Below are 23,980 nucleotides of genomic sequence, written 5' to 3' on the forward strand. Positions count from 1 at the left end.
CCCATTACTGCACGAGAAATAGCATGGGTGGAAACCGCTGAGGCGGTTGCGCGGCTGTCGGAACGCCTGGAAGCCTTGCAGGGTAGTGTTGGCACAGCACGGCGCGAAACCGCCTCTACGTCGCAGGTTCGTCTGTTTGAAGCGGAGCCTCAGGGGCCACTTGTCGAGATCCTCGAGGTAGAGACCGCGTGTGATTTGATCACCATCAACCTGCAAGCCTGTGGTTTCGTCAAGGGTGTAGCGCTGACCGTTGCACGTCAAATCATCGCCGCGCTTGCTGCCGGTCAGTTGATCCAGTTTACTGGGTCATTGGCGGACGTGGCTGTTGACGCAGTGGCGGCGGCCGTAGGGGGATCAACCTATCATGAGTGGCGCGTACCTGTCGGCCTGGTTTCGGATGAGGCGGCGGCGGAATGCCTAGAAATGGTGGGCGATACCTCGGGCTGCCTAGCCCTGAAGGGTGCTAATCGCTCCGCTTTTGAGGTCTATGGCTCCGCCATTCGCGATGTGATTACCCGCCGTCAGTTGGCGATGGCCGTTTATCCTCGACTTGCGCTAATCGTCTCGTGGGCCCAAGGACCTGCAACATTTCCCGACGGTGGCACCCTTGCCGAACTTGGCCCGGTCTTCGACACCGACGCACTACCCATGCGTGGCGTGACCTCCCGCTTGGTCAATGTAAAGTATGGTCACCTCGCACAAGATTCATGGGACCAGCTTGAGGGTTTTGTCCGCGACGTCCCCGGTGCCATTGTGACGGAACTGAAGGATCTGATTGAAGAGGCGGGCTTCCAGCCGGGCAGCCTGTGGAGACGATGCGCCGAACGGGCCTATCTGCGCTTGCGGGCTGCACCAGGTGGCAGCGAGGAAGCGGACCTGCACGCTCTGTTGACGACGTGGGCACTGCCTTGGGCGAAAAGCGCAGGTGGCCCTATAAACGATTTAGCCCGTCTGGCAGAGCGGATCATGGAACAACACCAGACTGAAACGTCGCAGTTCGAGAGCGTCTAGATGAGGTGGCAGGCACTGTCCCAGCACGAGGCGCGAGGCATCTTGGCCAAGGGCTTAGGCTGCACCACCCAAGGCGAAGGTCTACGGATTGCCGCCATCGCGGAGTGTCTCCGGGCTGCCTGCTTCTTGTGCGCGATGCCAGCTAATAGCCAAGGTGCATGGGCGCCTGCGGCCTCGCTCAGCCTGACCAGCGTGGCCCGAAGGCACTTGGCGCCAGTCTGGCCAGGCATGCTGGAAGACGCTGAGGCCAGGCCCGGCGTAATGAGTATTCTCGACAGCCTAGGACAGATCGGCGATTTGGTCCGAGTTGACAAAGGGTGGCTGCCTCCGCCTCCTCGAGCGATCAGATCGCTGGACGGCTACGCGGTTGTGCTGGGGGGAGGACCTTCACCACGCTTCCCTCAAAGCGTTAAGACCATGGCACTTGGGCGAGTACGCGTGGTACCGACGGCACTCTGCGAAGGCTGGCTGGACGTGGGCGATCCGAGCGACTGGATCGGTGCACCTCTCGAGGGGCTGGCGACCTGGTCTTCTCGCTTTCTCTTGCAAGCGGCCAAGCGTTTTACCTTCTGCCCTTCGCAACTCGAGCCCGTATCGGTGTATGTACAAGGGCGCTGGTCTGAGTTGGTGAGCCACCCCGGAGCCTCCGGCCACTTATTAGGTAAGTGCCAAACGGGGAGCACAGTCAGTTATTTCATCGGCAATTTTCGCTGCGGTCGGCTTGAACAGCAGGCGTCCATTGAGGCGTCCGATGTGCGCCGTCTGCGCTTCCATCTGGATCTCCAGGCGGGCCGGCCTTGTACGATGGAAACAGAAACATCCCTACGGTTCGTTACCTTGCGATCGTATCGCCGGCTTCCGCCTGAGCAGGAGAAGGCACTGCTGCTTGGTTGGGAATTACCCAAAGCCGAGGGCGAGCATGTTGGGTTAAAAACCCATGTAATACCTGTTGAAACATTCCCCGTCGTGCGCACTGCGCTTGAGGGATTAGGCATTGTTTTGGTCGAGCGCCGAGGCGCACAAAGAGGGATCTGATGAACAGCACGTCCATGACAGCAGAGGCGACCGGGGTGCACGAGACCGCGAAAAGTCTCGCCGAAAGCCTGCGACAGTACATCGAAGCGCAATACCACATCCGGGATGAAGGACTGGTCAGGGAGCGGCACGCGCTATTGCAAGCCAACGAAACAATTGCCCAGACCCCCTATGTTGAGGCCACGCAAGTCTACAAGACAGGTGAAGCCTATCAGGGCCTGGCCATCCCGCCTGCAGCCGCTTCAGCGTTGAGTGACTTGTCAGAGATGGGGTTGGGGCTCTATCCCCGCCCGTATGAGCACCAATCGCAGGCATTGACTGCATTCTTGGGTAAAGAGGCGGCGGATTTGGTCATCGCCACTGGCACAGGCTCAGGAAAAACCGAGAGCTTTCTGATGCCAGTGATTGGTTCTCTGGCAATTGAGGGCGCAGAGCGGCCAGTCTCCGCATCGATGCCCGGGTGCAGAGCCATGCTCCTGTATCCCATGAACGCCTTGGTCAATGATCAACTGGCGCGAATCCGTCGCATCTTTGGCAACGCCGACGCCGCGGGTATCCTGCAGCAAGGCCGGACATACCCGATTCGCTTTGGCAGTTACACGGGACGCACGCCTTACCCGGGCAAGCGAGACAGTGGCCGCGACGAGCGCTTCATCAAGCCGCTGTTCGAACAGTTCTACAAAAAGGTTGCCAGCGTTCCTGCGGTACAGGGTGAACTCGCTCGAATCGGACGCTGGCCGAGCAAAGATCTCGTCGGCTTTTATGCCGATGACTCGGTGCAAACCAAGACCTGGTCGTCGGGTAAACGGCAAGGCAAACAATTCATTTCCAAAAACTGGAAAGGGCGCCTGTGTACGCAGCCTGGCGACCGTGAATTGATGACGCGTGACGAGATGCAGGTACGCTGCCCCGAACTGCTGATTACCAACTATTCAATGCTCGAATACATGCTCATGCGTCCTATCGAGCGGGGTATCTTCGAGCAGACCAAGGACTGGTTGAAAAGCGACGTTCGCAACGAGTTCATCCTGGTCCTCGATGAGGCACACATGTACCGCGGAGCGGGTGGAGCAGAAGTTGCGCTACTGATCCGGCGACTCTGCGCTCGCCTGGACATTCCACGCGAGCGTATGCGTTGCATTCTTACCAGTGCAAGTTTGGGCAGCGAAGCCGATGCGGCGGCCAACGGTGAGCGGTTTGCCCGTGACTTGACCGGGTTACTTGAGAGCTCACCGCGTTGTCTCCGCGTGATTCAGGGCACCCATGAACCTCGGTCAGGTAATCGCAGCATCACCGATGCGCAGATGCACGGACTGGCCGCCTTGGATCTGCCTGCGTTCCAGCGCGCGGCAAACGACCTATCAGCGGCCACTCAGGCGCTAAACGACTTGGCTCAAGCACTTGGCTGGGCCGCGTTCCAAGGCTCGGATCACGCCTCGCTGCGGAATTGGCTGTTCGAGAACCTCACCGGGTTCGGCCCCTTGGAAAGACTGATCGAGCTGGTATCAGGTAAAGCCGAAAAGCTTGACGACCTCGGCGAAAATCTCTTCGGTCAAGCTTCGAAAAACATCGCAGAGAAGGCCACCGATGCGTTGCTGGCATTGGGCAGCCACGCGCAACGACGCGCAGACGGTCGGGTTCTGTTACCAACGCGGCTCCATCTTTTTCATCGAGGCTTGCCGGGCCTCCATGCGTGCATCGATCCTAATTGTTCCAGTCGTCAAGGGAATCACCAAGGCCCGACCATTCTGGGGCGCTTGCACACCAAACCCTCGACGCAATGTAACTGCGAGGCTAGAGGTCGTGTCTTCGAATTTCTGACCCATCGCGATTGCGGCGCTGCCTTCGTTCGCGGCTACGTGAACGCAAAGATGGATTTTGTTTGGCACCAACCCAATGGCCCGTTTTCCGAAACTGGCATTGCAGCGCTGATGCCGGTGGATATTTTCGTCGAAGAAACGACCCATCCGCGAAGTCGACACCGTGATAAATGGCTGCATATTTCGACGGGCATCATGAGGTCCACCAGCCAGGAAGGGGTGGAGGGGTTTCGCAGAGTTCGGGTACCGGACAAGCCACCGGTGGGGGAGCCGATTACCTTTGACAATTGCCCCGTCTGCACACGAAAGATCCGCAATGGTAAGGATGAGCCCTCAAAGATCATGGACCACGTCACCAAGGGGGAGGCACCGTTCACCACCCTGGTTCGAACCCAGATGGCGAGACAGGTTGAGAGTAGAGTAGTGGACTCCCGCCATCCCAACGGCGGACGGAAAGTCCTGATCTTCTCGGACGGCCGACAGAAAGCAGCCCGCCTGGCACGGGATATCCCGCGCGATATCGAATTAGATGTGTTCCGGCAAGCGATCGCACTCGCCTGCTACAAGCTGCGCGAGATTTCTCGCGACCCGCGGCCTACGCAAGTGCTTTACACCGCCTTCCTGGCCGTTCTCACCGAGTTTGACTTGCCGCTGTTTGACGGTATCGATGCGCGCAAGCTGGCCGATGCCATTGATCTGTACAAACGCGATTGCGAATCCGACTTGGAGGAGGCACTTCAACAACAGGGACTGCCCCCGGACCTGCCATCACGCTATCGCATTGCCTTGCTCAAACTACTGTGTAGCAGCTACTACTCGTTGACTGGGACCACCATCGGCTATGTCGAGCCAGTCGCGACCAAACTGAAGAGAATCAAACTGGATCTCAGTGCCGCAGGTGTATCACTATCGGAACAAGACCTGCGAGCGCTGGCCATTGGCTGGATAGAAACGTTGCTGCAGGATTTTGCGTTTGATAAATCAATTGATCGTATCCTCCGTTACAAAGCGGCGGGCTACGCAAAACCATCGTGGGGCAGCAACGGCATGTTCGACAAGGCGCTGAGAGAGGCGCTCGCAGCCCAGTTGCCAGGAAGCTTGTCAACGCTTGAAGCCATCGAAGCGACCTTCCGCAACCATCTTGCTGACGAAGACAACGGCGCCTGGTTCTTGTCACCTAACTCACTTAGCCTAGTGGTGGACCTTGAGTACATCTGGGCGCAATGCGGCCAATGCACGGCCGTGACACCGCTCGCGCTAGCGGGCAAAATTTGCATGGCGTGCGGAAGTGATCGTGCCACGCTTGTGGATCCTGCTACCAGTGAGTACTTATCCGCTCGCAAGGGACTTTGGCGCGAGCCAGTACGCGAAGCCCTGCAGCCCGGCGCCAGGCTCACGAATCTCAACGTGGAAGAGCATACGGCGCAGTTGTCGAATCGCGATCGGAGCAAGGTCCATGCGACGACAGAGCTTTATGAACTGAGGTTCCAAGACGTTCTGATTGATCCAAAGGATCGCCCAATAGATGTGCTGAGTTGCACAACCACGATGGAGGTGGGCGTCGATATTGGTTCATTGGTGGCGGTTGCACTACGAAACGTACCCCCTCAACGAGAAAACTATCAGCAGCGCGCGGGGCGGGCGGGGCGCCGCGGTTCCTCCGTTTCCACGGTTGTCACCTACTCGCAAAACGGACCACACGACAGCCACTACTTCCTCAATCCGCGACGGATAGTTGCCGGACCACCGCGAACCCCAGAGATCAAAGTGGACAACGAGAAAATTGCTCGTCGTCACGTTCATGCGTACCTGTTCCAAACGTTTTTCCACGAAGTCATGGCGCAAAAGACGTTGCTGTCTAAGCCCAAGACCGCATTGCTCGAGAAAGCATTAGGCGCGACCCATGATTTCTTTTTCGCTGGTACCGACTCCGGCCTCAATCTGGAACAGTTCAAGTCATGGGTTTCGAGCGAGCTACTTCAGGATAACGCCCCTCTAAAAAATTCGGTCCTGGCGTGGTTACCGCCGAATCTCGACACGCAAGGTCTCACCTTGGCGGAGTGGCTTCAAGACACTGCGCTCGGCCTGATGCAAAAGTTGCATGAATTGGCGGCAAAGCTACCGCAACAGGCGATCAATCAAGGCGACCAGGGTGATGCGGCGGATGAAGCCGGTGACGATGAGAGTAAGGCTTCCGCGGCTGAAATAGAGCAAAAGGAACTGCTGGAGTTTTTGTTCCACCACAGTTTGCTGCCCACGTATGCGTTTCCAACAGATTTGTGCAGTTTCCTGGTAGAAAAAATTGCCAAGGTCAATGGCATGGCGGAGATCCAGACGGTTCAACGGCCGCAACAATCGATTTCGAAAGCGCTGAGTGAATACGCACCGGGACGACTCATCGTCATCGATCGGCATACCTACCGATCGGGTGGGGTGTTCGCTGACCTGCCAGGAAATGTGGTGAACCGTGCTGCAGCACTTTTCAAAAAAGCTAAGCGTCATGTTCACTGCAAGACCTGCTCTTTTGTGCGTAACCCCAATTCACTGGTTGCTAACCATGGACCATGTCCTGTTTGTGGTGGCGAGCTCACCACGGAGACGATGATTCTCCCGGAAGTATTCGGCCCAGAAAAGGCAGAAGATTTACCAGAGAATGATCGTGAGCAGGAAATCACCTTCGCCACCATGGCGCAGTTTCCGCAGCCCGTTAACCCGAATGAATTGACTTTCCAAGCTTGCGGACCGAAAGCGAGTTTTACGTATGAGACAAACCAGACACTGGTCACGGTCAACCGGGGTATCGAGGGTGCCGAGTTCGGTGGATTCTCGGTGTGTGTAGAATGCGGTCATGCATCAGTGTTCGACCACAACGCTCATGTTGGCCCTCATGAGCGCCCTTATAAGCTGTTGAGTCCGAAGGGCACGCCGAGTCTTTGCTCTGGAAGGTTTGACAGGGTCTTACTCGGTCATGATTTCAAGACGGACTTGCTGCTACTCAGGTTGAAGGTCGAAGCGCCATTGGTTAGCAACACTGCTGAGGTTGTGGTTCTGCAGATTCTTGAGGATGCCTTGCACTCTATTGCGGAGGCGCTGCGACTAGCGGCAAGCCGTCACCGGCAACTCGATCTCGACCCCTCAGAATTCGGTTCGGGCTTCAGGATTGACCCTGGCGTGCAAGGCGAGGCAAAAATCCTGGAAGTGTTCCTTTATGACACCCTGTCGGGAGGGGCAGGCTATGCGGAGATAGCTGCCAAGTACATCGAAGAAATCCTCGTGGCAACTCTCAGACTCTTGGAAAGCTGCGACTGCGAAACGTCTTGCACCGAATGTCTGAATCACTTCCACAATCAACATCTGCAGCACCGCCTGGACAGACATCTTGGTGCAATGTTGTTGAAGTACGCGGTGCACGGCATTGAGCCTGGTTGCGCGGCCTTGGATGAGCAATGGCAGACACTGTCGCAACTGCGCGCGAGCCTTGAGCTTGACGGCTACCAATGTACATTCGGTGTCGTGGCGTCAGTGCCGATGCTGGTAGAGCGTAATGGTCGAAGCCTGGCAGTCGGCTGCTTCCCCGGGCTTATTGATACACCAGATTTCGTACATACCGTGGCATTGGCGAAGGGCGTAGATGGCCATCTTGCGCTGAATGAGTACTTGCTGCGGTCAGATATGTCTGGTGCTCACCAGAGGGTGAAGGAATTGTTCGAATAATTCATAGCGTGTTGGCACCGTCGCCGAATTGACCCACGTGCCGATGCAAGACTGACCTAATTCCAATTGGCAGAAACCCAGCACAGAAATCCTTCAGGAGGATCTGACTGGGTCAGAAGAGTCCCGGTAACTGGGTCAATTCGGCGTCGGCGCCAACGAAGAGGGCAGGCCAGTGGAAATGGAAAGCAAAGACGCATGCCTTCTGTAATCTGGTATACCCCGGTCATCCGGGCGCACATCAAACAGGCTGGGCTTCTCAGGTGGGCCAGTCTGTGCTGGTTAGATAGGCCGCGGGCTTTTCAACACACCGGCAGCCGTTTTCAGCCGGTGGGTAAATCGTCTTGCCAATGTGAGTAGGGCAGCTGAGGTTGCTAGCTGATGCCCTTGAAAGGTTTTTTGTCGAAGTCATTTGCATAAGCTTCAAGCGGAATGTCCTCCCATCTGGGGGGGGTGCCTACCTCGCTGTAACGCGAGCCTAGGAGGGCTGCGGATCGGTTGGGGCGAGTGCTTCTGGCCTCTTTGGCCCTTCTGGCGAAGCCGCGCTTTTGGCAGTCCAAGCTGCAAAACCCGCAAAGGCTACACACCAGCTTGCCGCAAGTCATGCAGTTGGCAGCTACGCCTATGATCAGCGGTGCGTTTCCACATTTACCTTTGGTCTGCACTGGCGCTCCGTCTGCATCGAGCATGACGTGGCCATCGCTGTCCATCTGGTAGGCCATACCGCCACAATAGGCGACAATGGTTTTCCATGACGTGCGGTTCTTTTCTCGGCCTTGCAGCAACCCCAGACCGCTGAAACGGAAACTGCTGAGGGCATTCAGATCCGTCGCTTCCCGGTTGTTCCACAGAATCGACAAGGTACCGATAAGCCCGCGGACAAGGCCCAGAGGGTCTATTGCACCGACTGGGTAGGACATATCTTTGGCGAAAAGTAGAGGGAAATAGTCGTCCGGCGAGAAGTCGGGCGTATGGTTTTTCAGTTGCTCAAGGAAGTCTGTGAGCACCCCCAGGAAAACCATGGGCAGGCTGGGCGTTCCCCTCAACAATTGTTGCAGCCTTGCATAAAAACCCTGCTGCCAGCCCCGGAGACTGGAAGAAAGGATTGCAGGCAGCGGTTTGCCTGCTAGGCATAAAGCGGGAATAGCTGTGGTTCTCTCCGATTCGTTCAATACATGCTCCCAAGCTTGCTCAACAGGCCACTCACACTCGAGCGTAAAGCGACTCACGGCTTGCCGCAACGCCCGGTACCACGTCTGCGGATAGCTAAATACCCAGTTAGGTACCGTGCGCTCGTAGTCCCTGGTTACCTCGAAGGTCGAGGTGCCGAACAGGTCGGCTAGCTGCCCCATGCTTTCTCTGCTCGTTTCACCGAGAAATATTAGGTTGCCGACCCTGAAGCTGGCGTTGCCGGGCTTGCGGACGTAGTTGAGACTGAGGTACGGCGAAAGAATGCCCGCTATTCTTACCTGCTTGTCCTTACGGTCGAGCTTGAACCTAGCTACCGTGTGCTCGACATAGAATCGCTGCCCGTTTACAGGACGCCTTGCATTTTTCACATCGATGGAGATCGATGAATCCACGAGTAGATCATGGGTGATCCAATCGTCGGAGCTGCCACCTAGCTGCTTTATGGAAATGTCCTCTACGTGACATCCAGCACTTTCGTAAAACTTTTTAGCGGCCCTTTCCGCTCCTCTAGCCGAGAGCATTTTTGCCAGCAGTGCATCGTTTTCGCGTTCTCCCGCCCAATGCTGAGCGATGTTTTCATCCGCTTGGTCCAGCTCGGGATAGACCTCTTCAGCTTTCAAGGACGTTTTCATCACCGTTACCGACGAAAATAGCGTGTGGAGCTGCTCCCGGAAATTTCTGTAATAACGTCTGTACACCTGGGCCTGCACAGAGGCGGGTGCATGGTGGAAGAGTAAATCACTTGGGCCGGCCGGCGGGAATCTGCTCCAGAATTTTTCAAGGACATCGGGAGCAATGGCCGTTGCAGCGAGAGCAGCCACTGCCCCAAGAGCTTCGTTCTCACAGGGCGATAATGTGGTTCTGCACAGGAGGACGCTTAACAGGTCTTGTGGGACAGAGGCAAAAGCCGGTAACAGCGCTATGAGTTCGGCGTCCGGTATCTGGGAAACCACCTGCACCGAGCCCGCCGCTGGTTTGCCCTTGCGGCTTTCCATATGGCAGAAGAGGACTTTTGAACCGGGCAACAGAAATTCTAGGGGGGACAGTACCTGCGATTGCTGGAAGTACACATCTCCATTCGGTCCAGCTATGAAGCCATAGTCATTTTCCCGGCCGGTTTGTTTGTTATGTCCACCGAACCACTTCAACTCACCTAGCGTTGGTTGCTCCGCAAATATACGCGTCCCTGAGCTCTTCTCAATCATCGTGTCCATGCTGTCGATTTCATCCGCCTAGTAAACGTGCTTGAGGTCGGCTTGCTGGCTAAGTCAAAGACTCAACAGCGCCTTTCGAATCTTGCACGCCTAGCGAGTTTAATGAAAAAGGTTGTTTGCATGATAGCGGTCGGCCAACTTTTCAAGTGGACCCTGGGCTTGGCCCGACGACAGTGCAACCGGCCATCGCTGAGTGCCGTAGTGTTCACACTACTCGATGACGGTCAGTGCGGGCGGCTACCGAACGCAGCTGACACTAGGCACGTCAGCCATTGGCCCGCTCGCCCTTGGAACCGCCCGGGCTACAGGTGCTCTTCCTCCCGTATCGTGTGTACCAGGTCGCCGAGCTTTAGGCAATCGGTGGCGGTCAATGGTGCCTGATGCGATGGAAGCAGGGAGTTGTACCGCATTTGTCCATGCAGGTAGGCTGCGGATATCTCTTCAGTCGATCAGCTCAAATCCATCGTGGTCCAAGACCAGACCCGCATGCTCGAAGGACTCGTCATCGAGCGTGTATTCATGTTAATTACCGTAAACCTGAATCCGAGGGCCGGAGATGTTAACAGCATTGCTGCATGGTAAAGCCGGGCGGGTAGAGATAGAAGGTAAGGCAGTGGCCTGGCGCGAACTCTTCCGCAAGCGCGAGGATCTGCTGACTGGCGTATTGTTCGGACGTTTGCCTTATCTTACGGCCGATGCACACAATGCATTTCTAAGCCTGTTGCTCGGTGGGGAAATCGCGAGCGAGTTAGGAACGCTCCAAACGATCGAATTTTGGCCAAAATTGCATTCCGGCAAGCACCGGGGGTTCGTGGAGCCCGATGTGCTCATAAACTATCCGAAGCATCGAGTGATGGTGGAAGTGAAGCCCCCTCACGCTGGCGTTCAGCGGCTTGAGCAATGGAGAGCTGAGGTTCGAGCGCTTGAGCTTGAAGAGGACGTGGCAAGCCCTATAGTACTTCTCGCGCTGGGAAGAAATCCAAACCATTCGAGCGAGATGGTGGCGGCCCTGCAGCTGGAGTTTTCCGACGCTCGCTTGCGTGTCGTTTGCAGGGAATGGTGGGAGGTCATGCGCGGGCTGGGCGCAATGATGGCCAATGCTTGTATCCAGGATTCACGCATCATTCAGGACTGGCTTGATGCATTTGGTCTGTTCGGAATGGCAAACGAGCGCGCACCATTCGGTGACCTTTTTAGCCACCTCTCGCCGGTTGAAGACCTTAGCGACTCCTTTGACGTACTTACTCACTGGCGATCAACGATCAGCTGCAAAAATGCAGCACGAGTCATTGACTGGCAATCCCTGATGCCGCTGGTTCAAGCTTTCAAGTCGGATGAATAATCATGGAAATGAATCGCGACCAAGTGAATCTTCTTGTCAACCAGGTACAGCGGTCCCATCGACTGCTTGCAGGTTTCTACAAACGGATCCTGCCGTCGTTTGACGAAATAGCGGAGAAATTCGGTGGCACGTTCGGATCCTGGGACCCTATAGATTTCGAACGTCCGTCACGTTCCGGTACCAAGCCATCCCGGAAGTGGACTTGGGATTACCTGCCGTTGATGAATGCAAAATTTATGTACATCAGGGCTGACAGCGCACAACCTGCTATTTTCGAATTTCACCTTCATACTGAGCCTGCGGTTCTCAAACCGAATCGAAAGGGAAGTGGGCAGCCTGATCCGCTGAAGCTCGAAGAAATGACGCCCAATGTCAGAGTCTATCTTTACTGGCTCAAGGACGGAGCTGGTACCGATGTACAGGCTCACTGGGAGAAGGCTGAGTTCCCGGAAGGTGATTCGCTTTCCATATCGACGCTGACAGAGTCGTTGGAAGGAACGTGGTGGGACGTACAGCTCGTGGATTTCATTGCTTCGCCAGAGCTCATCTGCGAAATGATCAACAGGTTTGTATCTTACCCAAGCTCATGAATGAGGGGCGTGAAAACCCCGGATGACAGGTCAACCATGGACGCTATGCACCGGTGTTATCTGCACACCTTCGTGCATGCGCGAGTGGTTTACCATAACACCCGATATAAATAGCCCTCATATTACATTTACCAGCGGGAAAAATCGGTAACCTAGCGATTGATAGAACCGACATTATATTGCCGCAGGCTGTCCTCACAAGATGCTCACCGGTAGCGAAAACAGGCACCCCTTCTGAGCCTCACTCTACCGCCAGATCCCTACAGACCTGTATATTTATAGCCACAAAATCATTCCAGCTATATCGTTGAGCATAGTGCAGTTCGTATTGCAGATCTACTCGACAAATAGCAGGCCTTGTTTCATAGATCCGGCAGCCTTTCGTGGCTTCACAAAAGTGCCTGCAGGTTCCATCACCGCGGTCCAGATACTGCGTTTGTTTGGCCAGACGCACGTTGCGGCAACATTTGCCGCAACCGTTACAGGGGAATGCTGGCCACGTCATACTAGGGAAGCCAGCCAGTTGCGTGTGCTTTGGGGATTGTCGAATTCAAAGGGCAATTCAATACCCCTAGCATCGACAGCTCGCTTCAAGACAGTTCCGCGCTGCTGCTCATTGCTACAAGCTTCCAATTCAGTCGAGAACGCCTGTAACTCCTCGACGTCCAGGTTGAATTCGACCTTTGCTAGTTGAGCCAGGTAACGATCCAGCTCGGCATTGACGGCTTGGAATTGCTTGACCGTACCAGCATGGGGCATGATCGACTCGATATAGGCCCATAGCTTGCGAGCCACCGAGCTGTGCAGCAAGAAATAAGTGAGACCAAGACTGGTGATGCCTGTAACAAGGGCACTGGCGAAGGCCGCTAATTCGGCACCGAACGGGAAGCTGCACATTGGCAATAGCTGAGTATAGACCACCGATCCCGCCACTGTAGCGGCACCTGCGGATAATAAAACTACCACAGCTTGGCAAAGTTCGACGAAGCCCAATTGGTCCGGATTGAAGACCATGAGTTTGATGACCTTGACCAACTGACCCCAAACCTCGCGGATGATCTTAACCGCCATCGCTTGCGTGGTCACCAAGATGTTGAACAAGGTGGTCGTCAGGCTGCTGAGTACTCCCGCAAAAACACCGTCCTTGAAGGCCAAGAGAAACGCGCTGAAGCGTGCTTGAACACGGCTCCAGATACCTTTAAGCGTATCTTCGATGCTTTTAAGGAATGCCTCCAGGGTGAATTTATCCTTGAGCCTGCCGAGAAGCGCCGGCAACTGCTCACGCAATTCAAACCATATCTCTGCCATCACCAAACCCAGCATTTGCCGGGTACCCATGGCCAGTCCTGCCATGCCTGAAGCCTTGGCCGTTTGCTTAAGAAACTTGCTGCTGGTGTAATACTCCTGATTGATCTGCTGCTCGTAGGGCGCGCGTGCTTGCTCATCGCGTTTACGCATCGCTTCAGGGTCCACTGCTTTCAGTTCCGTTATCTTGGCTTCGTTCTTGCGGATCTTATCCTGCAGAGTACGGACCTTATGTAGCTGTTCCGGTGTTTCACGCGGCAGGGAGGCCAAACGCACACGATCATTGGCCAGCGTTTGCTCGTGGGCAACAATCAGACCCGGCAGTCTTTGCAGGTAGTCGTCAATCGGGGCCTGCTTCTTCGATTTATTGACCGTCTCATGCGTGGACTGCAGATTACTCGCTTGGTTGGCAAGCTGTATGCCATCCAGTCCGGCAAGCACGCGCCCGGCATCGTCATGGATTTCCTTGGCGCTGATTACATGGTCAAGGTTACGCGAGGCATTGGCCTCTAGCTGCTTTTTACGATAAGCGTCATGAAGCGTGCCAGCTTCATGCTGCTTCTTATCGGCGCGCCCGGTAGCAATGTAGATCTCGTGCTGGTGGTACGCTGTGCCTTCGTACTTGCCGCGTTGCTCATAGCGTTGCTTTTCGGCTTCGGTTGCCCAGATGCCTTGGCGTACGTTATGGATGGTATCTACTTCACCCCCGGCCTTGTCCTGGAACAGCAGGAAGTCCAACCCAAAGCTGGTGACCAAGCTGTTAACTACAGTTTTTTCGAGCTCTTCGGTCCACGGGAAGTCTTGCGCGGCGGCATGCATAGTTGCGTCCATAGCAGAAAATAGATGAACGGGGCCGCTGAGGCCCCCTTGGGGGTTAGGCAGCGTCGATCTCGCTTGCTTTTGCAGTGGCCTCAGCGATCTGCTTGTCCAGTTCTTCACTATTCAGGACCATGGACCCGTCAGCATCGGTGTCCATTACCGGCACCCCGTTTTCATCATTGATCACCTGCCCGTCTTTCTTCCTGACCTTGAACAACGGCGTGGTGATCACGTCAACCATGATATAGGCCAGCGCATAGCCGTGATTGATCATCTGCATGACTGAGTCGTCTAGCTTGGCGAGCTCTACGGCTACGTTGACGCCACGGGTTTTGAGGTCTTCGATATGATCGTTGACCACCTTCAAGTGATCGAAATAGCGGTTGAACTGCTTGTTCAGCGATCGGAGCACATCGCTGATATTAAATACATAGTCTTCGGTCTGGCTCAGGTGTTTACGCGCCTTCTCCAATTTGAGGATTGCGCTATCGACCTCGCCGCTCGCCTTGTTTGCGTTTTTCAAGGCTTCATCACCATGGCTGTTATAAGCCCAGCCAGCGATGGCCAACACAGGACCCGCCACGGCGGCGCCCAGAATCGCCGTACCGCCTGCCATTCCCAAGCCGCCCGTAGCTAGCGACCCGCCGCCGATGGCAGCCAACGTAGCGTTGGTCGCGGCTACGCCTGCGAGAGAAGATATGGCCGTGCCTGTGGAGGCCGCGCCAAGGGCCATTACACCCCCATATACTGCAAAACCTGCCGCAGCGCCGGCTAGCCCTGCACCAGCCGTAGCGCCCAAAACTCCAATGGCTGTGTAGCTATAGTTCTCCACGTCCTTGAGTTTGTGCTTGGGAAAATCGATTTCCAGCTTTTTCTGGCGGCCTGCGTTCAGCTCTTTCATCAGCTTTTCGGCAAGGTGTTTGAAGTCGTCAAAGCTTTTGCCGATAGCCAGCTCCTGGTTACCTAATGCTTCCAGTGCCTGGTTTGTAGCCTCTTCCTGTTTATCGAAGGTTTCCCTGTTTTTGGCGTAGCGCTGCTTGGCCGCATTGACCAAATCATCGGCTTCCGAATGCTTCTGGTAACCGTCATAGCCTTTCTTGGCACCGTAGGCAGCGCTGACTAGGGCTGCGGCACCTAGGATAAAGGGAAGAGGCATAGCGAGCTCCTATCAACGAAAAGGACGAGCACCTGAATTCTCAGGGGGCGTGGATTATCAAAATGGATTACAGCGATCACGGAACTGGATTGCCCGTTGGGGTTGCTCATTCCGTATGCTGGCGCTTTAGTATTCGGCTTGGCCGCGGCGGACTTGAGGGCGCTTGGCAAAAAAGTGATCCAACCTGCACAAACGATCGTATGGCTTAGCAGGACGGAGCAAATCAGTTCAATGGATAGTCATTCAGGATTGCCTCGTCGAAGCTCCCCCCGCAACCGCAGAAAACACGAGGAACCCGCTCGATATCCGCAGCCATTCGCTCGATAACGTTTCGCAGTTCCAGCTGCCGGTACCAGCGCTCCGGGATAGCCTGAATGCCGTGCTGCAGTCCCAGCAGATGGCCGGCAAGGAGACCCGTGCTGTCACTGTCACCGCTATGGTTCACCGCGCGGATGACGCCCTCTTCGAAGTTTTCGGCGGTGAGCGCGCACCAGACGGCAATAGCGAGGGCTTCCTCGGCAACCCAGCCACCGCCTAGTTCCGCGAGGCTGTCGGGGGTCGGCCGGTAACCCTCGGAAGAAAAGAAAAGTACCCGATCAAGCAACGTGCGCGTTTCTTCCAATCCCGGCAGACTGCCGTAAACGATCAGGCTCTCGGTGATGGCGTCCTCCAAGGTGTTTTCGTGGTCGAACATCCGTTGCAGGATGTCGCCAAACAGTCCTGCCGTGAGGTAGCCACTGGGGTGGCCGTGAGTAAGCCGGCCTGACATGGCGGCGAACTCAAAGGCGTTCCCGAAGAATCCGCAGGCCGCTACCCGCATGACCGCGCCGCATCCCTTGCTGTTGTTCAGGGCCGGCGTCCCCAGGCGCTGGCTTGCCTGGAGAGCCTGAAGGCAAGTGGTCCCAGGAGCCCGTCGCTCCCAGAGCCCAGGCTCACGAACCAGCCAGCCGTCCATGGGCACTTTCAGTTCACTCTGGCAGCTCTGGGTGCCCAGCCAGCGGAGCAGGGCCTGGTTGATGACGCTGGGTACATGAGGGCGACCGTAGCTACTGCCTTCGACGTAGGCCCGCAGCAATCCTTCGGCAGTGAACAGCATCATCTGGGTATCATCCGTGATGGTGCCAAGCCCTCCATAGGCCGGCGCGAAATCGCGTATCCCATCCGGGCCATGAAGGGCCTGGATAGCATTCCATTCCAGAAACTCCACCGGAGCCCCGAGCGCATCGCCGGCCGCACCGCCCAGCAGGCAACCCTTGATACGGTCCAGACGGGATAAGGTCCCGGCGCCTTCCATGCCTGTCCTGCAAACGGCCATGATCGTGTCCATTATGATATTCTTCTTACGGGCAAGGCCGCACGATATGTAGCCTTGATGGACACGTCCATAATGTGGAATTGTACAGGTAAGGTATTCGCACAGATGGAGAGGCAATGAAACGCAAACAGTCCATCGCGCAGGTCCGCTGGGATCTGGCGTTGCGTTATCGATTGATCGAGACCGTGGTCTGGTGGGAAGGCCGGCTCACCACGGGGCACCTGATGCAAAGCTTCGGCATCAGCCGTCAGCAGGCGTCCAAGGACATCAACACCTACATGGTCGAGCATGCGCCCAAAAACCTTACATATGACAAGCAGGTGAAGGGGTACGTACCAAGCAGGCATTTCAAGCCGCTGTTCATCGACGACAGTGCCAGTGCCTATTTGCACCTGCTCTATCACAACAATGAACGCGCTCCGCACATCGAGGGCCTAGCACTGGCCTACGCACATACCAAGGTGCTCGAAGTCCCCGACCGATCGGTGAAAGCCGAGATCCTGCGGCCCCTACTCAAGGCCTGCCGGGAAGGGCTGCGTCTGGAAACTGAGTATGTCTCACTCGCCCGGCCAGATCCCGAGGTACGCCTTATTGCCCCTCACACGCTGGTGTACACCGGGATGCGCTGGCACGTCCGCGCCTATTGCGAGCGCAACCGCGCATACCGCGACTTTGTGCTCAGCCGATTGCGCGGGGTACCCGAGCTGCTGGGGAAATCCGACAATGGCATCGGAGATGACGAGGTCTGGAACACCGAGGCTCCTGTCATCATTCGCCCGGACGAAAGGCTTGCCCCTGCCCAGAAAACCATCATCGAAACCGACTATGGGATGGTCGACGGCCAGCTGGTGATTCCCAGCCGGCAGGCACTGGTGAAATACGTACTGCAGCGCTATCAGATAGACCCGAAGAACCTCGACCCCAAGCCCGAAGCCCAGCAGATTGTGGTGAGCAACCTCAAGGAGCTGAAGCCTTGGCTGTATGATTGATCCAGGTTGTATGCCGCTCGCCCGTGCTGCGTTCATTCTGTCTTGTTCATCTCGATCGCACCGCGGCGGCTGTGCTTCATAGCGATAGGTCATGATCTTGCAGGCTGCATTGGCGGCGCTTACTACCCGATGCGTAAGGTCGGCCTGCCATCGGAGCAAAGGTCGAAAACTCATTGGCTGCGCGAGCACTGGCGCATCGTGTTTTGGGTTTCTGATCGTGACCGTGAAAAACGCCAGAAAGCTTATCCCCGCGCGTTCTCCGGCTTGGCCGACAAAGACCGGCACGCTTGGCAAGATTGCACACGACAGCACAGGCTCGTTCATGGCAGCTCGATTTTCCTTCAACACTTCCTCCCATAGGCTTCTCCGAGCTCCAGCATAACGCCGAGGCCGGACGCCCGCCTTCTCCGGGTCGGCATTAGTACGCCGTCAGACCCTCCATTAATCTTCTTTGATGTCATATAATAATCATTGACAATGTAATTTTAGCGCTCTAAGCTCTGTTCACATCACCTGAGGAGCGAACCGTGAGCACATTCTGGCGTGACAAATTCGAACACAATTTTCTGACCACCGAGACCACGCTTGGCCTGAACGATATCCTTTCGGACGCAGAGGCCGCGTATCTGGGGTGGCTCGGCGCTTCGCTGATGGGCTTCCACGGTGAGATTGACCCGGCCAAGCTGGAAAGCCTGGATCAACTCTTCAACGGCGAAGAGCGGGTACGGCTGGCGGCCAATGACTGCTATGACTATGCAATCAACGGACGACTGCGACTGGCCAGAAATGGACAGGAACAAGACCAGATGAATGACAACTGGAGCTGCCTGGCCATTCTGCTGTTGTCCGCTCGACCAGGTATCGAATTGTTTTCGCCGGAGGTTCGGGGTCACCAGACTGCTGTACCCACGAGGCTCGAACGCCTGTTCTTCCATGCGCTGGTACGGGCCCGCCTTGACCTGGGCACCGATCCTGATTTCGAAGAGCACGAGGGGATCCCCATGATCCTTCGTGGAGAGACCCATACCGGATACCTCACGCTGAAAGAGATCGCGCTCCTGGGGCAGATGTCCGAGCGAGCCGTGCGCAATGCCGCCCAACCCACGGCGGCAGATCAGCTAAAAACCCGCAAGGAACAGAACCAGACAGTGGTCGACGCCCACGAGGCGTTGCGCTGGCTGAAAGGCCGTCGCGGCTTTGTAGCCACTCGGGTTGACTGACGTTCGCTTCCCTGTCCCAACCCAGCCATCGTTAAAAAGGACTTCACCATGAGCTTAGAACGGTTCAGCATCCTGCTATCCGGTTCCACCCACGATTTCACAAAGACCCTGCCGACGGAGCTGCTGCTTTCGACCGAGGGTCGCTTGCAGACCTTCTATGCCCCGTTCGATCACATCAATACGGCAGCAAGGGTCGTGCTGTGTGGCATTACCCCCGGGTTGCAGCAGGCCAGTCGCGCCCTGGCAGAAGCCCGCAGGCAACTGCGCCAGGGGGCCTCGCTCGAACAGGCCAGGCAGGCAGCCAAGAAAACGGCCAGTTTTGCCGGGCCCATGCGCAGCAACCTCATCAATATGCTCGATCATGTGGGCCTTCATACGCTGCTGGGAATCGACAGCTGTGCACGCCTGTTCGACTCACACCGGCACCTAGTGCATTACACCTCGGCACTTCGTTATCCGGTTTTCCTGGACGGTCAGAACTACAGTGGCAGCCCTGCCATGCTCAGCCGTGCGAGCCTGCGGAGCCAGATCGAAACACACCTGGCGGAAGAGATCAGGGTGCTGGGCCCGATGTGCATCTATGTCCCTCTCGGCCCGAAGGTCACCGAAGCCTTCCATCATCTCCAGGCTCAAGGGTTGCTGAAGCCGGAGCAGCTCCTTGATGGCCTTCCTCATCCTTCCGGAGCGAACGCAGAGCGGATCAGCTATTTCCTGGGCGATAAGCCTCGCGAAAAGCTGTCGAGCAAGACCAATCCGATGGTTCTGGATGCAGCCAAGGCACGGATCCTGGCCAAGCTCGCCACGCTGCGAAGCGAAGCGAAGGTTTTATGAAGTGATCCCGGGATCGATTCCAGCACGATGCCAGGATGGATCTCGGTTGTTGTAGTGGTAGTCACCGCCTGAGGTGGCGGAAATACATCTCTCCTGTGCTGGCCTGTCCAGCTTGCTGCTTAGCAGCCCGTGCGGCTCTGGTATTCACAGCCGCTTTTTCTACCGAAGCGCGTTGTATACGCAACTTGGACAGTACCTACGCGGAACGCCTCAGCCTGCTGAGGCCGGTTCGTCACCTGGGCTGATAGGCCTAACGCACTATACGAATATGGGTTCGATCCAGCCGCTCCGCATACCCGTTAAGCAGAATAGGTCCTACGTACGAAGCGATGGCCACGGGGGTTACGTTCGCCTGAAGCCAAGCGCCCAGGCTCTCCGGATCAGTGTCCGTCCGCGAGGTGCCGATAAGCACTGTCCGGTTGAGCATATGCTTTCTGAGCGCGGCATATTGCTCGGCGCTTACGTAGGTCTTGCCTGTTTTACCAAATTTGATCGTGGTGCCAGTCAGTACAGTGCCTTCATAGGCAAAATCGCTACGCATTCCCCATGTTTTCATGCTGCCCCCTTATCGCTCTTTAAGAACCCTTGTCAGGCTGGTGATGCTATGTGTTTTTGAACTGGCTAGCCGGCTATGCTCGCTTTTTATAGACCGCATGGCGGGAAACCGTGGTACGGACAAACTCCAGCCCAAATTCTGCAGCCTCGCGTTTCACCTGCTTCCCAAAAATTACCCTGCTGGAGCGATCCAAGGTTTGCCAGATCGCTGGACCAATGATTTGCGGAATCTCGAACTCCATATCTTCCGGCAATCTGGGAACGTTTTCCTTGAGGACCGCCGCGGCGCGACTCGCTGGGGTATTAATGCTGTTCACATGTGCTCGCAAGAGCGTCAGGATCGTCTCCGAAGCATCAGTTTCATGCTGTGCCCAAGCGGCAAGCTCGGGAGTAAGAACAAGGGAGATTTTCATGAGGTTTCCTCTATAGAAGGGCCTAGGGCGCTTGCCACATGCATAACCCACTGCAAGCATAATTGCATTATAAAATGCAACTTGCAATAGGTATTTGCAATTGCGAGTAGAAATCAATTTTTTACTATTGATAAAATAGGTTATCAAGAGTTTTCGGTTAGCATGCCGTTTGGGTCGTTTTGGAGAGGGCAGGGGAGATGGATGAGCTGACGGTGCACCAGGAGGCGGTTGAACGCCGGTTGACGGCGGTCGAGTTTCAGCACCTGGCCACGGTGCCGGCGGCGGTCGAATGGTTTGCCAATATTGATAACCCTCGCACGCGCCGTGCCTACCAGAACGACCTGGCGGATTTCTCGTCCTTTATAGGGCTCACGACCGCCGAGGACTTTCGCAGGGTGAACCGTGCGCATGTATTGGCCTGGCGGGCGCAGCTGGAACAGCGCGGTCTGGCCGGGGCCACTATCCGGCGCAAACTCGCGGCACTGGCCAGCCTGTTCGACCATTTGTTGGAATGCAACGCCGTCGCGGGCGGTAACCCGGTGCATGGCGTGAAACGGCCCAGGATCGAAACCAACGAAGGCAAGACCCCAGCGCTGGGCGATCACCAGGCCAAAGCGCTGCTCGATGCGCCGGACGCGGCCACATTGAAGGCACTGCGGGATCGGGCCATTCTGGCCGTGCTGCTGTACCACGGGCTGCGCCGGGAGGAAGCGGCGCAACTGGCGGTGGGCGATATCCTGGAACGCCGCGGCATCAAGCATTTGCGGGTCCACGGCAAAGGCGGCAAGGTGCGGTATCTACCTTTACACCCCGTAGCGGCGGACCGCATCCACGACTACCTGGAGCGTTCCGGGCATCACCTGGTCGCCCCGAAGGCATCACTGTTTCTACCGCTGCGCGGCCCAATTGATCGAGGCGGCATCACGGCGGACGGCATCTATAAGCTGGTCGAAGCGTATGCGAAAAAAGCCGGTATCAAGGTGGATGGCCTGGGCGTGCATGGCCTGCGCGCTACGGCAGCGACCAATGCCTTGGAGCATGAGGCGGACATTGCAAAGGTCCAGGCGTGGCTGGGGCATGCGAACATCAGCACGACCCGAATCTATGATCGACGGCAGAATAGGCCGGAGGATTCACCTACTTATAAGGTCCGGTATTGAACCGCCGATTCCACACTACGCGGTTTGGTGTCCCTGCCTAAGCGTTGATACTCGATAGCAGACATCCTTTAAGTCCACTGCATCTGGCAGGGAAGGGTAGCCACGATTTCGGTGCCGTGCGAATTGCTTGAGGTAACGTGGAGCGTTCCATGGTGCCCTACGCAGATCTCATTCGAGATGTAGAGCCCCAAGCCTAATCCATCCTCGCGGTGGCCCAGTTCAGGGCGTTTGAACGGCTGAAAAAGCGAGGGCAATACCTCTGCAGGAATCGCAGGGCCGCTATTGTGCACCGAAAGCATCAGGTTTTGCCCGACCGTGTTAACGCGCACCTTAACCGGGGTGCCTTTTGCCCCGTGCGTAATGGCATTGCCGACCAGGTTGGACAGCAATTGCCCTAATCGATTGGGGTCGCAATAGAGCCCGGTAGGGATATGCAACGTTTCCAGAATCTGCGCATGCGGGTGCACGACCCTCAGCTCCATGAGCACGGCTTCGAACTGCTCCTGCAGATCATCAGTCAGCACGGGTTTGACAGGGATCCCTCCTCCCAATTTGCCACGGGCAAAATCAAGCACATCCTCGATCAGGCTGCTCATCCGCAGCGCGCTCTGGCGAATGGCCCGGACCATTTTTACACTGCGTGGCTCATTAACTCTGGCTTCCAGCAGTTCCGCACTCAGCCGTACCGCACTTAAAGGGGTTCGCAAGTCATGGCCTAGTACGGCCACGAACTGCTCGCGCAACACTCCGGCTTCGGTTGCGTCGACAAGGGCCTGTTCGGACGTGAGTAATCCTTTGTGCAGATCAAGGTTCATCGCAATCAACTGAGCGTAAAGCCCCATCGTCTTCAACACGGTCGCTTCGTCAAAGCTGGCGGGAAGCGGGTCGATCGCGCACAACGTACCGAAAAAGTCCCCATCGGCGGTGACGATGGGGATGGAGACATAGCTCTCTAGCCCGTACAGCTTAGGCGTGTGGTGCTGTGAGAAGACAGGGTGATTACTCGCGTGGGGAAAGATGACGGGCTTTCGGTTCTGCCGTATCTCGTGGCAGATCGTGGTTCCCAACTCAAGTTGGCTGCCGGGTATCAAACCGAAATCAATGGAGTCATCAACCGCACAGGTCACCCAGTTCTTATCCGTAACCCGGGCCACGGCTGCGAACCGCATCCCCGTTGCCTGCTTGACCATTTCCAGGATCAACGGCACCGAATCGATCTTCTGAACGGCGGCGATGGCGTCGGAAAAATCAGGCGCGTCTGGCTTTGCGCTGAGAGAGGAATCAGTCACAGGACTTTGATCGCTATCCAAAGGCGTATAAGGGAAGGGACGCTACCTTTAACGGTCGGGACAAGAGGCCATAGGCGCAGCGAAGCTCAGGTTAAGCTTTGCCGTATCGCACTGTCCAGTCGAGCCACTGAAAACGGCTTGTTGATGATCGTCAGTTCACGAAACTCGGGCTCGAGCGCTGCGCGGCGCTGTACCCGCTGGCAAATAGGATCGGAATCGATCAGTTAAGGAGCGCACCGTTGAGATTGATATCAGGAAGGTGAAGGGAGCGGCGGCTGACGGCGGTAGAATTTCAGCACCTAGGCGGGTGCCCGCCGCGGTAGAATGGTTTGCCAACATCGACAACCTCCGCACATGCCGTGCGTATCAGATGGCCTGACAGATTTCTCGTCTTTTATAGGGCTGACCGGTACGGAGGATTTTCGCCTGGACACCCGTGCATACGTCCTGGCCTAGCGGGCCAACCTAGAACGCCGTGGGTGGCCAGATCCACCATTCGCCGCAAGCTGGCGGCGCTGGCCAGCCTCTTCGACCACCTGCTGGAAACAACGCGGTTGGCGGTGGCAAGCAACATACTCGAGCGGCGCGGGATGGAGCATTTGTTGGCGCAACGGAAGGGCGGAAAGGTGCATTATTTGCCGTTGCACGCCATGACCGGCGAACGCATGCATGCCTAACTGGGCGCTAAGCACATCACCTGACGGACCCCAAAGCACCGCTGTTCATGCCCTTGCGCGGCCGACAGACCGGCGCTGGCGTCGCCGCTAAGGATCTATACCCTGGTAGAAGCGTACGCGAAGAAAGCCGGCATCAAGGTCGCGGGTCTTGGCGTGCATGGTCTGCGAGCCACGGCGGCCACCAATGCTGTGAAGCATGAGGCGGACATTGCGAAGGTCCAGGCCTGATTGGGGCATGCGAACATCAGTACCAAACGGATCTATGATTAGCGGCAGAACCGGCCGGAGGATTCACCTACGTACAAGGTGAGATATTGATTCCCTGGCTAAGTAATGC

15 protein-coding genes and 2 pseudogenes are annotated in these 23,980 nt (G+C 56.4%); 10 read left to right on the top strand and 7 right to left on the bottom strand.

What is annotated here, in order from left to right; translation table 11 throughout:
• The 3 genes and pseudogenes from BN1188_RS00045 to BN1188_RS00055 all read left to right on the top strand — a co-directional run.
• A pseudogene (locus tag BN1188_RS00045) lies at positions 1 to 1,011 on the top strand (hypothetical protein); the annotation flags it as partial.
• A gap of 261 nt (positions 1,012 to 1,272) precedes the next feature.
• A complete protein-coding gene (locus tag BN1188_RS00050) occupies positions 1,273 to 2,046 on the top strand; it encodes a hypothetical protein (protein WP_187375302.1) in 774 nt (257 codons plus the stop codon).
• The gene (locus tag BN1188_RS00055; protein ID WP_040259139.1) at positions 2,046 to 7,580 is read left to right on the top strand and encodes a DEAD/DEAH box helicase; all 5,535 of its coding nucleotides are present in this window, start codon (positions 2,046 to 2,048) and stop codon (positions 7,578 to 7,580) included. The genes BN1188_RS00050 and BN1188_RS00055 overlap by 1 nt, the downstream gene beginning before the upstream one ends.
• Positions 7,581 to 7,951: 371 nt before the next feature.
• Here the strand turns inward: BN1188_RS00055 and BN1188_RS00060 are convergent, their stop codons facing one another.
• Positions 7,952 to 9,982, bottom strand: a complete 2,031-nt coding sequence (locus tag BN1188_RS00060; protein WP_040259140.1) for a S1 domain-containing protein — start codon at positions 9,980 to 9,982, stop codon at positions 7,952 to 7,954.
• A gap of 556 nt (positions 9,983 to 10,538) precedes the next feature.
• Between BN1188_RS00060 and BN1188_RS00065 the strand changes: the two genes are divergently transcribed.
• Both BN1188_RS00065 and BN1188_RS00070 read left to right on the top strand, forming a co-directional pair.
• The gene (locus tag BN1188_RS00065; RefSeq protein ID WP_052469081.1) at positions 10,539 to 11,324 is read left to right on the top strand and encodes a hypothetical protein; all 786 of its coding nucleotides are present in this window, start codon (positions 10,539 to 10,541) and stop codon (positions 11,322 to 11,324) included.
• A 2-nt stretch (positions 11,325 to 11,326) separates the two neighbouring features.
• Positions 11,327 to 11,914 (top strand): hypothetical protein, encoded by a 588-nt coding sequence (locus BN1188_RS00070; protein ID WP_052469082.1) that lies wholly within the window; start codon positions 11,327 to 11,329, stop codon positions 11,912 to 11,914.
• Between the two features lie 501 nt (positions 11,915 to 12,415).
• On the opposite strand, the gene BN1188_RS00080 is transcribed toward BN1188_RS00070, so the two are convergent.
• The 3 genes from BN1188_RS00080 to BN1188_RS00090 form a co-directional block, all read right to left on the bottom strand.
• Positions 12,416 to 14,038, bottom strand: coding sequence for a hypothetical protein (locus BN1188_RS00080; protein WP_040259141.1), 1,623 nt, complete (start codon positions 14,036 to 14,038; stop codon positions 12,416 to 12,418).
• Positions 14,039 to 14,093: 55 nt separating this feature from the next.
• Positions 14,094 to 15,194 (bottom strand): hypothetical protein, encoded by a 1,101-nt coding sequence (locus tag BN1188_RS00085; protein ID WP_040259142.1) that lies wholly within the window; start codon positions 15,192 to 15,194, stop codon positions 14,094 to 14,096.
• A 223-nt stretch (positions 15,195 to 15,417) separates the two neighbouring features.
• Positions 15,418 to 16,509, bottom strand: a complete 1,092-nt coding sequence (locus BN1188_RS00090; RefSeq protein ID WP_232430875.1) for an ADP-ribosylglycohydrolase family protein — start codon at positions 16,507 to 16,509, stop codon at positions 15,418 to 15,420.
• 116 nt (positions 16,510 to 16,625) lie between these two features.
• On the opposite strand from BN1188_RS00090, the gene BN1188_RS00095 reads away from it, so the two are divergent.
• The 3 genes from BN1188_RS00095 (at position 16,626) to BN1188_RS00105 (ending at position 19,549) form a co-directional block, all read left to right on the top strand.
• Positions 16,626 to 17,498, top strand: coding sequence for a BrxR family helix-turn-helix transcriptional regulator (locus BN1188_RS00095; RefSeq protein WP_040259144.1), 873 nt, complete (start codon positions 16,626 to 16,628; stop codon positions 17,496 to 17,498).
• 527 nt (positions 17,499 to 18,025) lie between these two features.
• Positions 18,026 to 18,718: a hypothetical protein gene (locus tag BN1188_RS00100; RefSeq protein WP_040259145.1), complete on the top strand. Its 693-nt coding sequence runs from the start codon at positions 18,026 to 18,028 to the stop codon at positions 18,716 to 18,718.
• 48 nt (positions 18,719 to 18,766) lie between these two features.
• Entirely contained in the window at positions 18,767 to 19,549 is a 783-nt protein-coding gene (locus tag BN1188_RS00105; RefSeq protein ID WP_040259146.1) for a hypothetical protein, read from the top strand.
• 250 nt (positions 19,550 to 19,799) lie between these two features.
• On the opposite strand, the gene BN1188_RS00110 is transcribed toward BN1188_RS00105, so the two are convergent.
• Positions 19,800 to 20,105, bottom strand: coding sequence for a hypothetical protein (locus tag BN1188_RS00110; RefSeq protein WP_148485222.1), 306 nt, complete (start codon positions 20,103 to 20,105; stop codon positions 19,800 to 19,802).
• Positions 20,106 to 20,178: 73 nt separating this feature from the next.
• A complete protein-coding gene (locus tag BN1188_RS00115; RefSeq protein ID WP_040259148.1) occupies positions 20,179 to 20,517 on the bottom strand; it encodes a hypothetical protein in 339 nt (112 codons plus the stop codon).
• A 197-nt stretch (positions 20,518 to 20,714) separates the two neighbouring features.
• On the opposite strand from BN1188_RS00115, the gene BN1188_RS00120 reads away from it, so the two are divergent.
• A complete protein-coding gene (locus tag BN1188_RS00120; RefSeq protein WP_040259149.1) occupies positions 20,715 to 21,677 on the top strand; it encodes a tyrosine-type recombinase/integrase in 963 nt (320 codons plus the stop codon).
• Positions 21,678 to 21,745: 68 nt separating this feature from the next.
• On the opposite strand, the gene BN1188_RS00125 is transcribed toward BN1188_RS00120, so the two are convergent.
• On the bottom strand, positions 21,746 to 22,966 hold the full coding sequence (locus BN1188_RS00125) for a GAF domain-containing sensor histidine kinase (RefSeq protein WP_052469083.1): 1,221 nt from the start codon (positions 22,964 to 22,966) through the stop codon (positions 21,746 to 21,748).
• Between the two features lie 275 nt (positions 22,967 to 23,241).
• On the opposite strand from BN1188_RS00125, the pseudogene BN1188_RS00130 reads away from it, so the two are divergent.
• A pseudogene (locus BN1188_RS00130) lies at positions 23,242 to 23,913 on the top strand (tyrosine-type recombinase/integrase).
• Positions 23,914 to 23,980: the final 67 nt, after the last annotated feature.

It is taken from the genome of Pseudomonas massiliensis (assembly GCF_000826105.1).
Taxonomy (GTDB): domain Bacteria; phylum Pseudomonadota; class Gammaproteobacteria; order Pseudomonadales; family Pseudomonadaceae; genus Aquipseudomonas; species Aquipseudomonas massiliensis.

What these genes read in the sequence shown, in the direction of transcription:
- BN1188_RS00050 (WP_187375302.1), top strand. Translation starts at nt 1,273, where the DNA reads ATGAGTATTCTCGACAGCCTAGGACAGATCGGCGATTTGGTCCGAGTT.
- BN1188_RS00055 (WP_040259139.1), top strand. Translation starts at nt 2,046, where the DNA reads ATGAACAGCACGTCCATGACAGCAGAGGCGACCGGGGTGCACGAGACC.
- BN1188_RS00060 (WP_040259140.1), bottom strand. Translation starts at nt 9,982, where the DNA reads ATGGACACGATGATTGAGAAGAGCTCAGGGACGCGTATATTTGCGGAG.
- BN1188_RS00065 (WP_052469081.1), top strand. Translation starts at nt 10,539, where the DNA reads ATGTTAACAGCATTGCTGCATGGTAAAGCCGGGCGGGTAGAGATAGAA.
- BN1188_RS00070 (WP_052469082.1), top strand. Translation starts at nt 11,327, where the DNA reads ATGGAAATGAATCGCGACCAAGTGAATCTTCTTGTCAACCAGGTACAG.
- BN1188_RS00080 (WP_040259141.1), bottom strand. Translation starts at nt 14,038, where the DNA reads ATGCATGCCGCCGCGCAAGACTTCCCGTGGACCGAAGAGCTCGAAAAA.
- BN1188_RS00085 (WP_040259142.1), bottom strand. Translation starts at nt 15,194, where the DNA reads ATGCCTCTTCCCTTTATCCTAGGTGCCGCAGCCCTAGTCAGCGCTGCC.
- BN1188_RS00090 (WP_232430875.1), bottom strand. Translation starts at nt 16,509, where the DNA reads ATGGCCGTTTGCAGGACAGGCATGGAAGGCGCCGGGACCTTATCCCGT.
- BN1188_RS00095 (WP_040259144.1), top strand. Translation starts at nt 16,626, where the DNA reads ATGAAACGCAAACAGTCCATCGCGCAGGTCCGCTGGGATCTGGCGTTG.
- BN1188_RS00105 (WP_040259146.1), top strand. Translation starts at nt 18,767, where the DNA reads ATGAGCTTAGAACGGTTCAGCATCCTGCTATCCGGTTCCACCCACGAT.
- BN1188_RS00110 (WP_148485222.1), bottom strand. Translation starts at nt 20,105, where the DNA reads ATGAAAACATGGGGAATGCGTAGCGATTTTGCCTATGAAGGCACTGTA.
- BN1188_RS00115 (WP_040259148.1), bottom strand. Translation starts at nt 20,517, where the DNA reads ATGAAAATCTCCCTTGTTCTTACTCCCGAGCTTGCCGCTTGGGCACAG.
- BN1188_RS00120 (WP_040259149.1), top strand. Translation starts at nt 20,715, where the DNA reads ATGGATGAGCTGACGGTGCACCAGGAGGCGGTTGAACGCCGGTTGACG.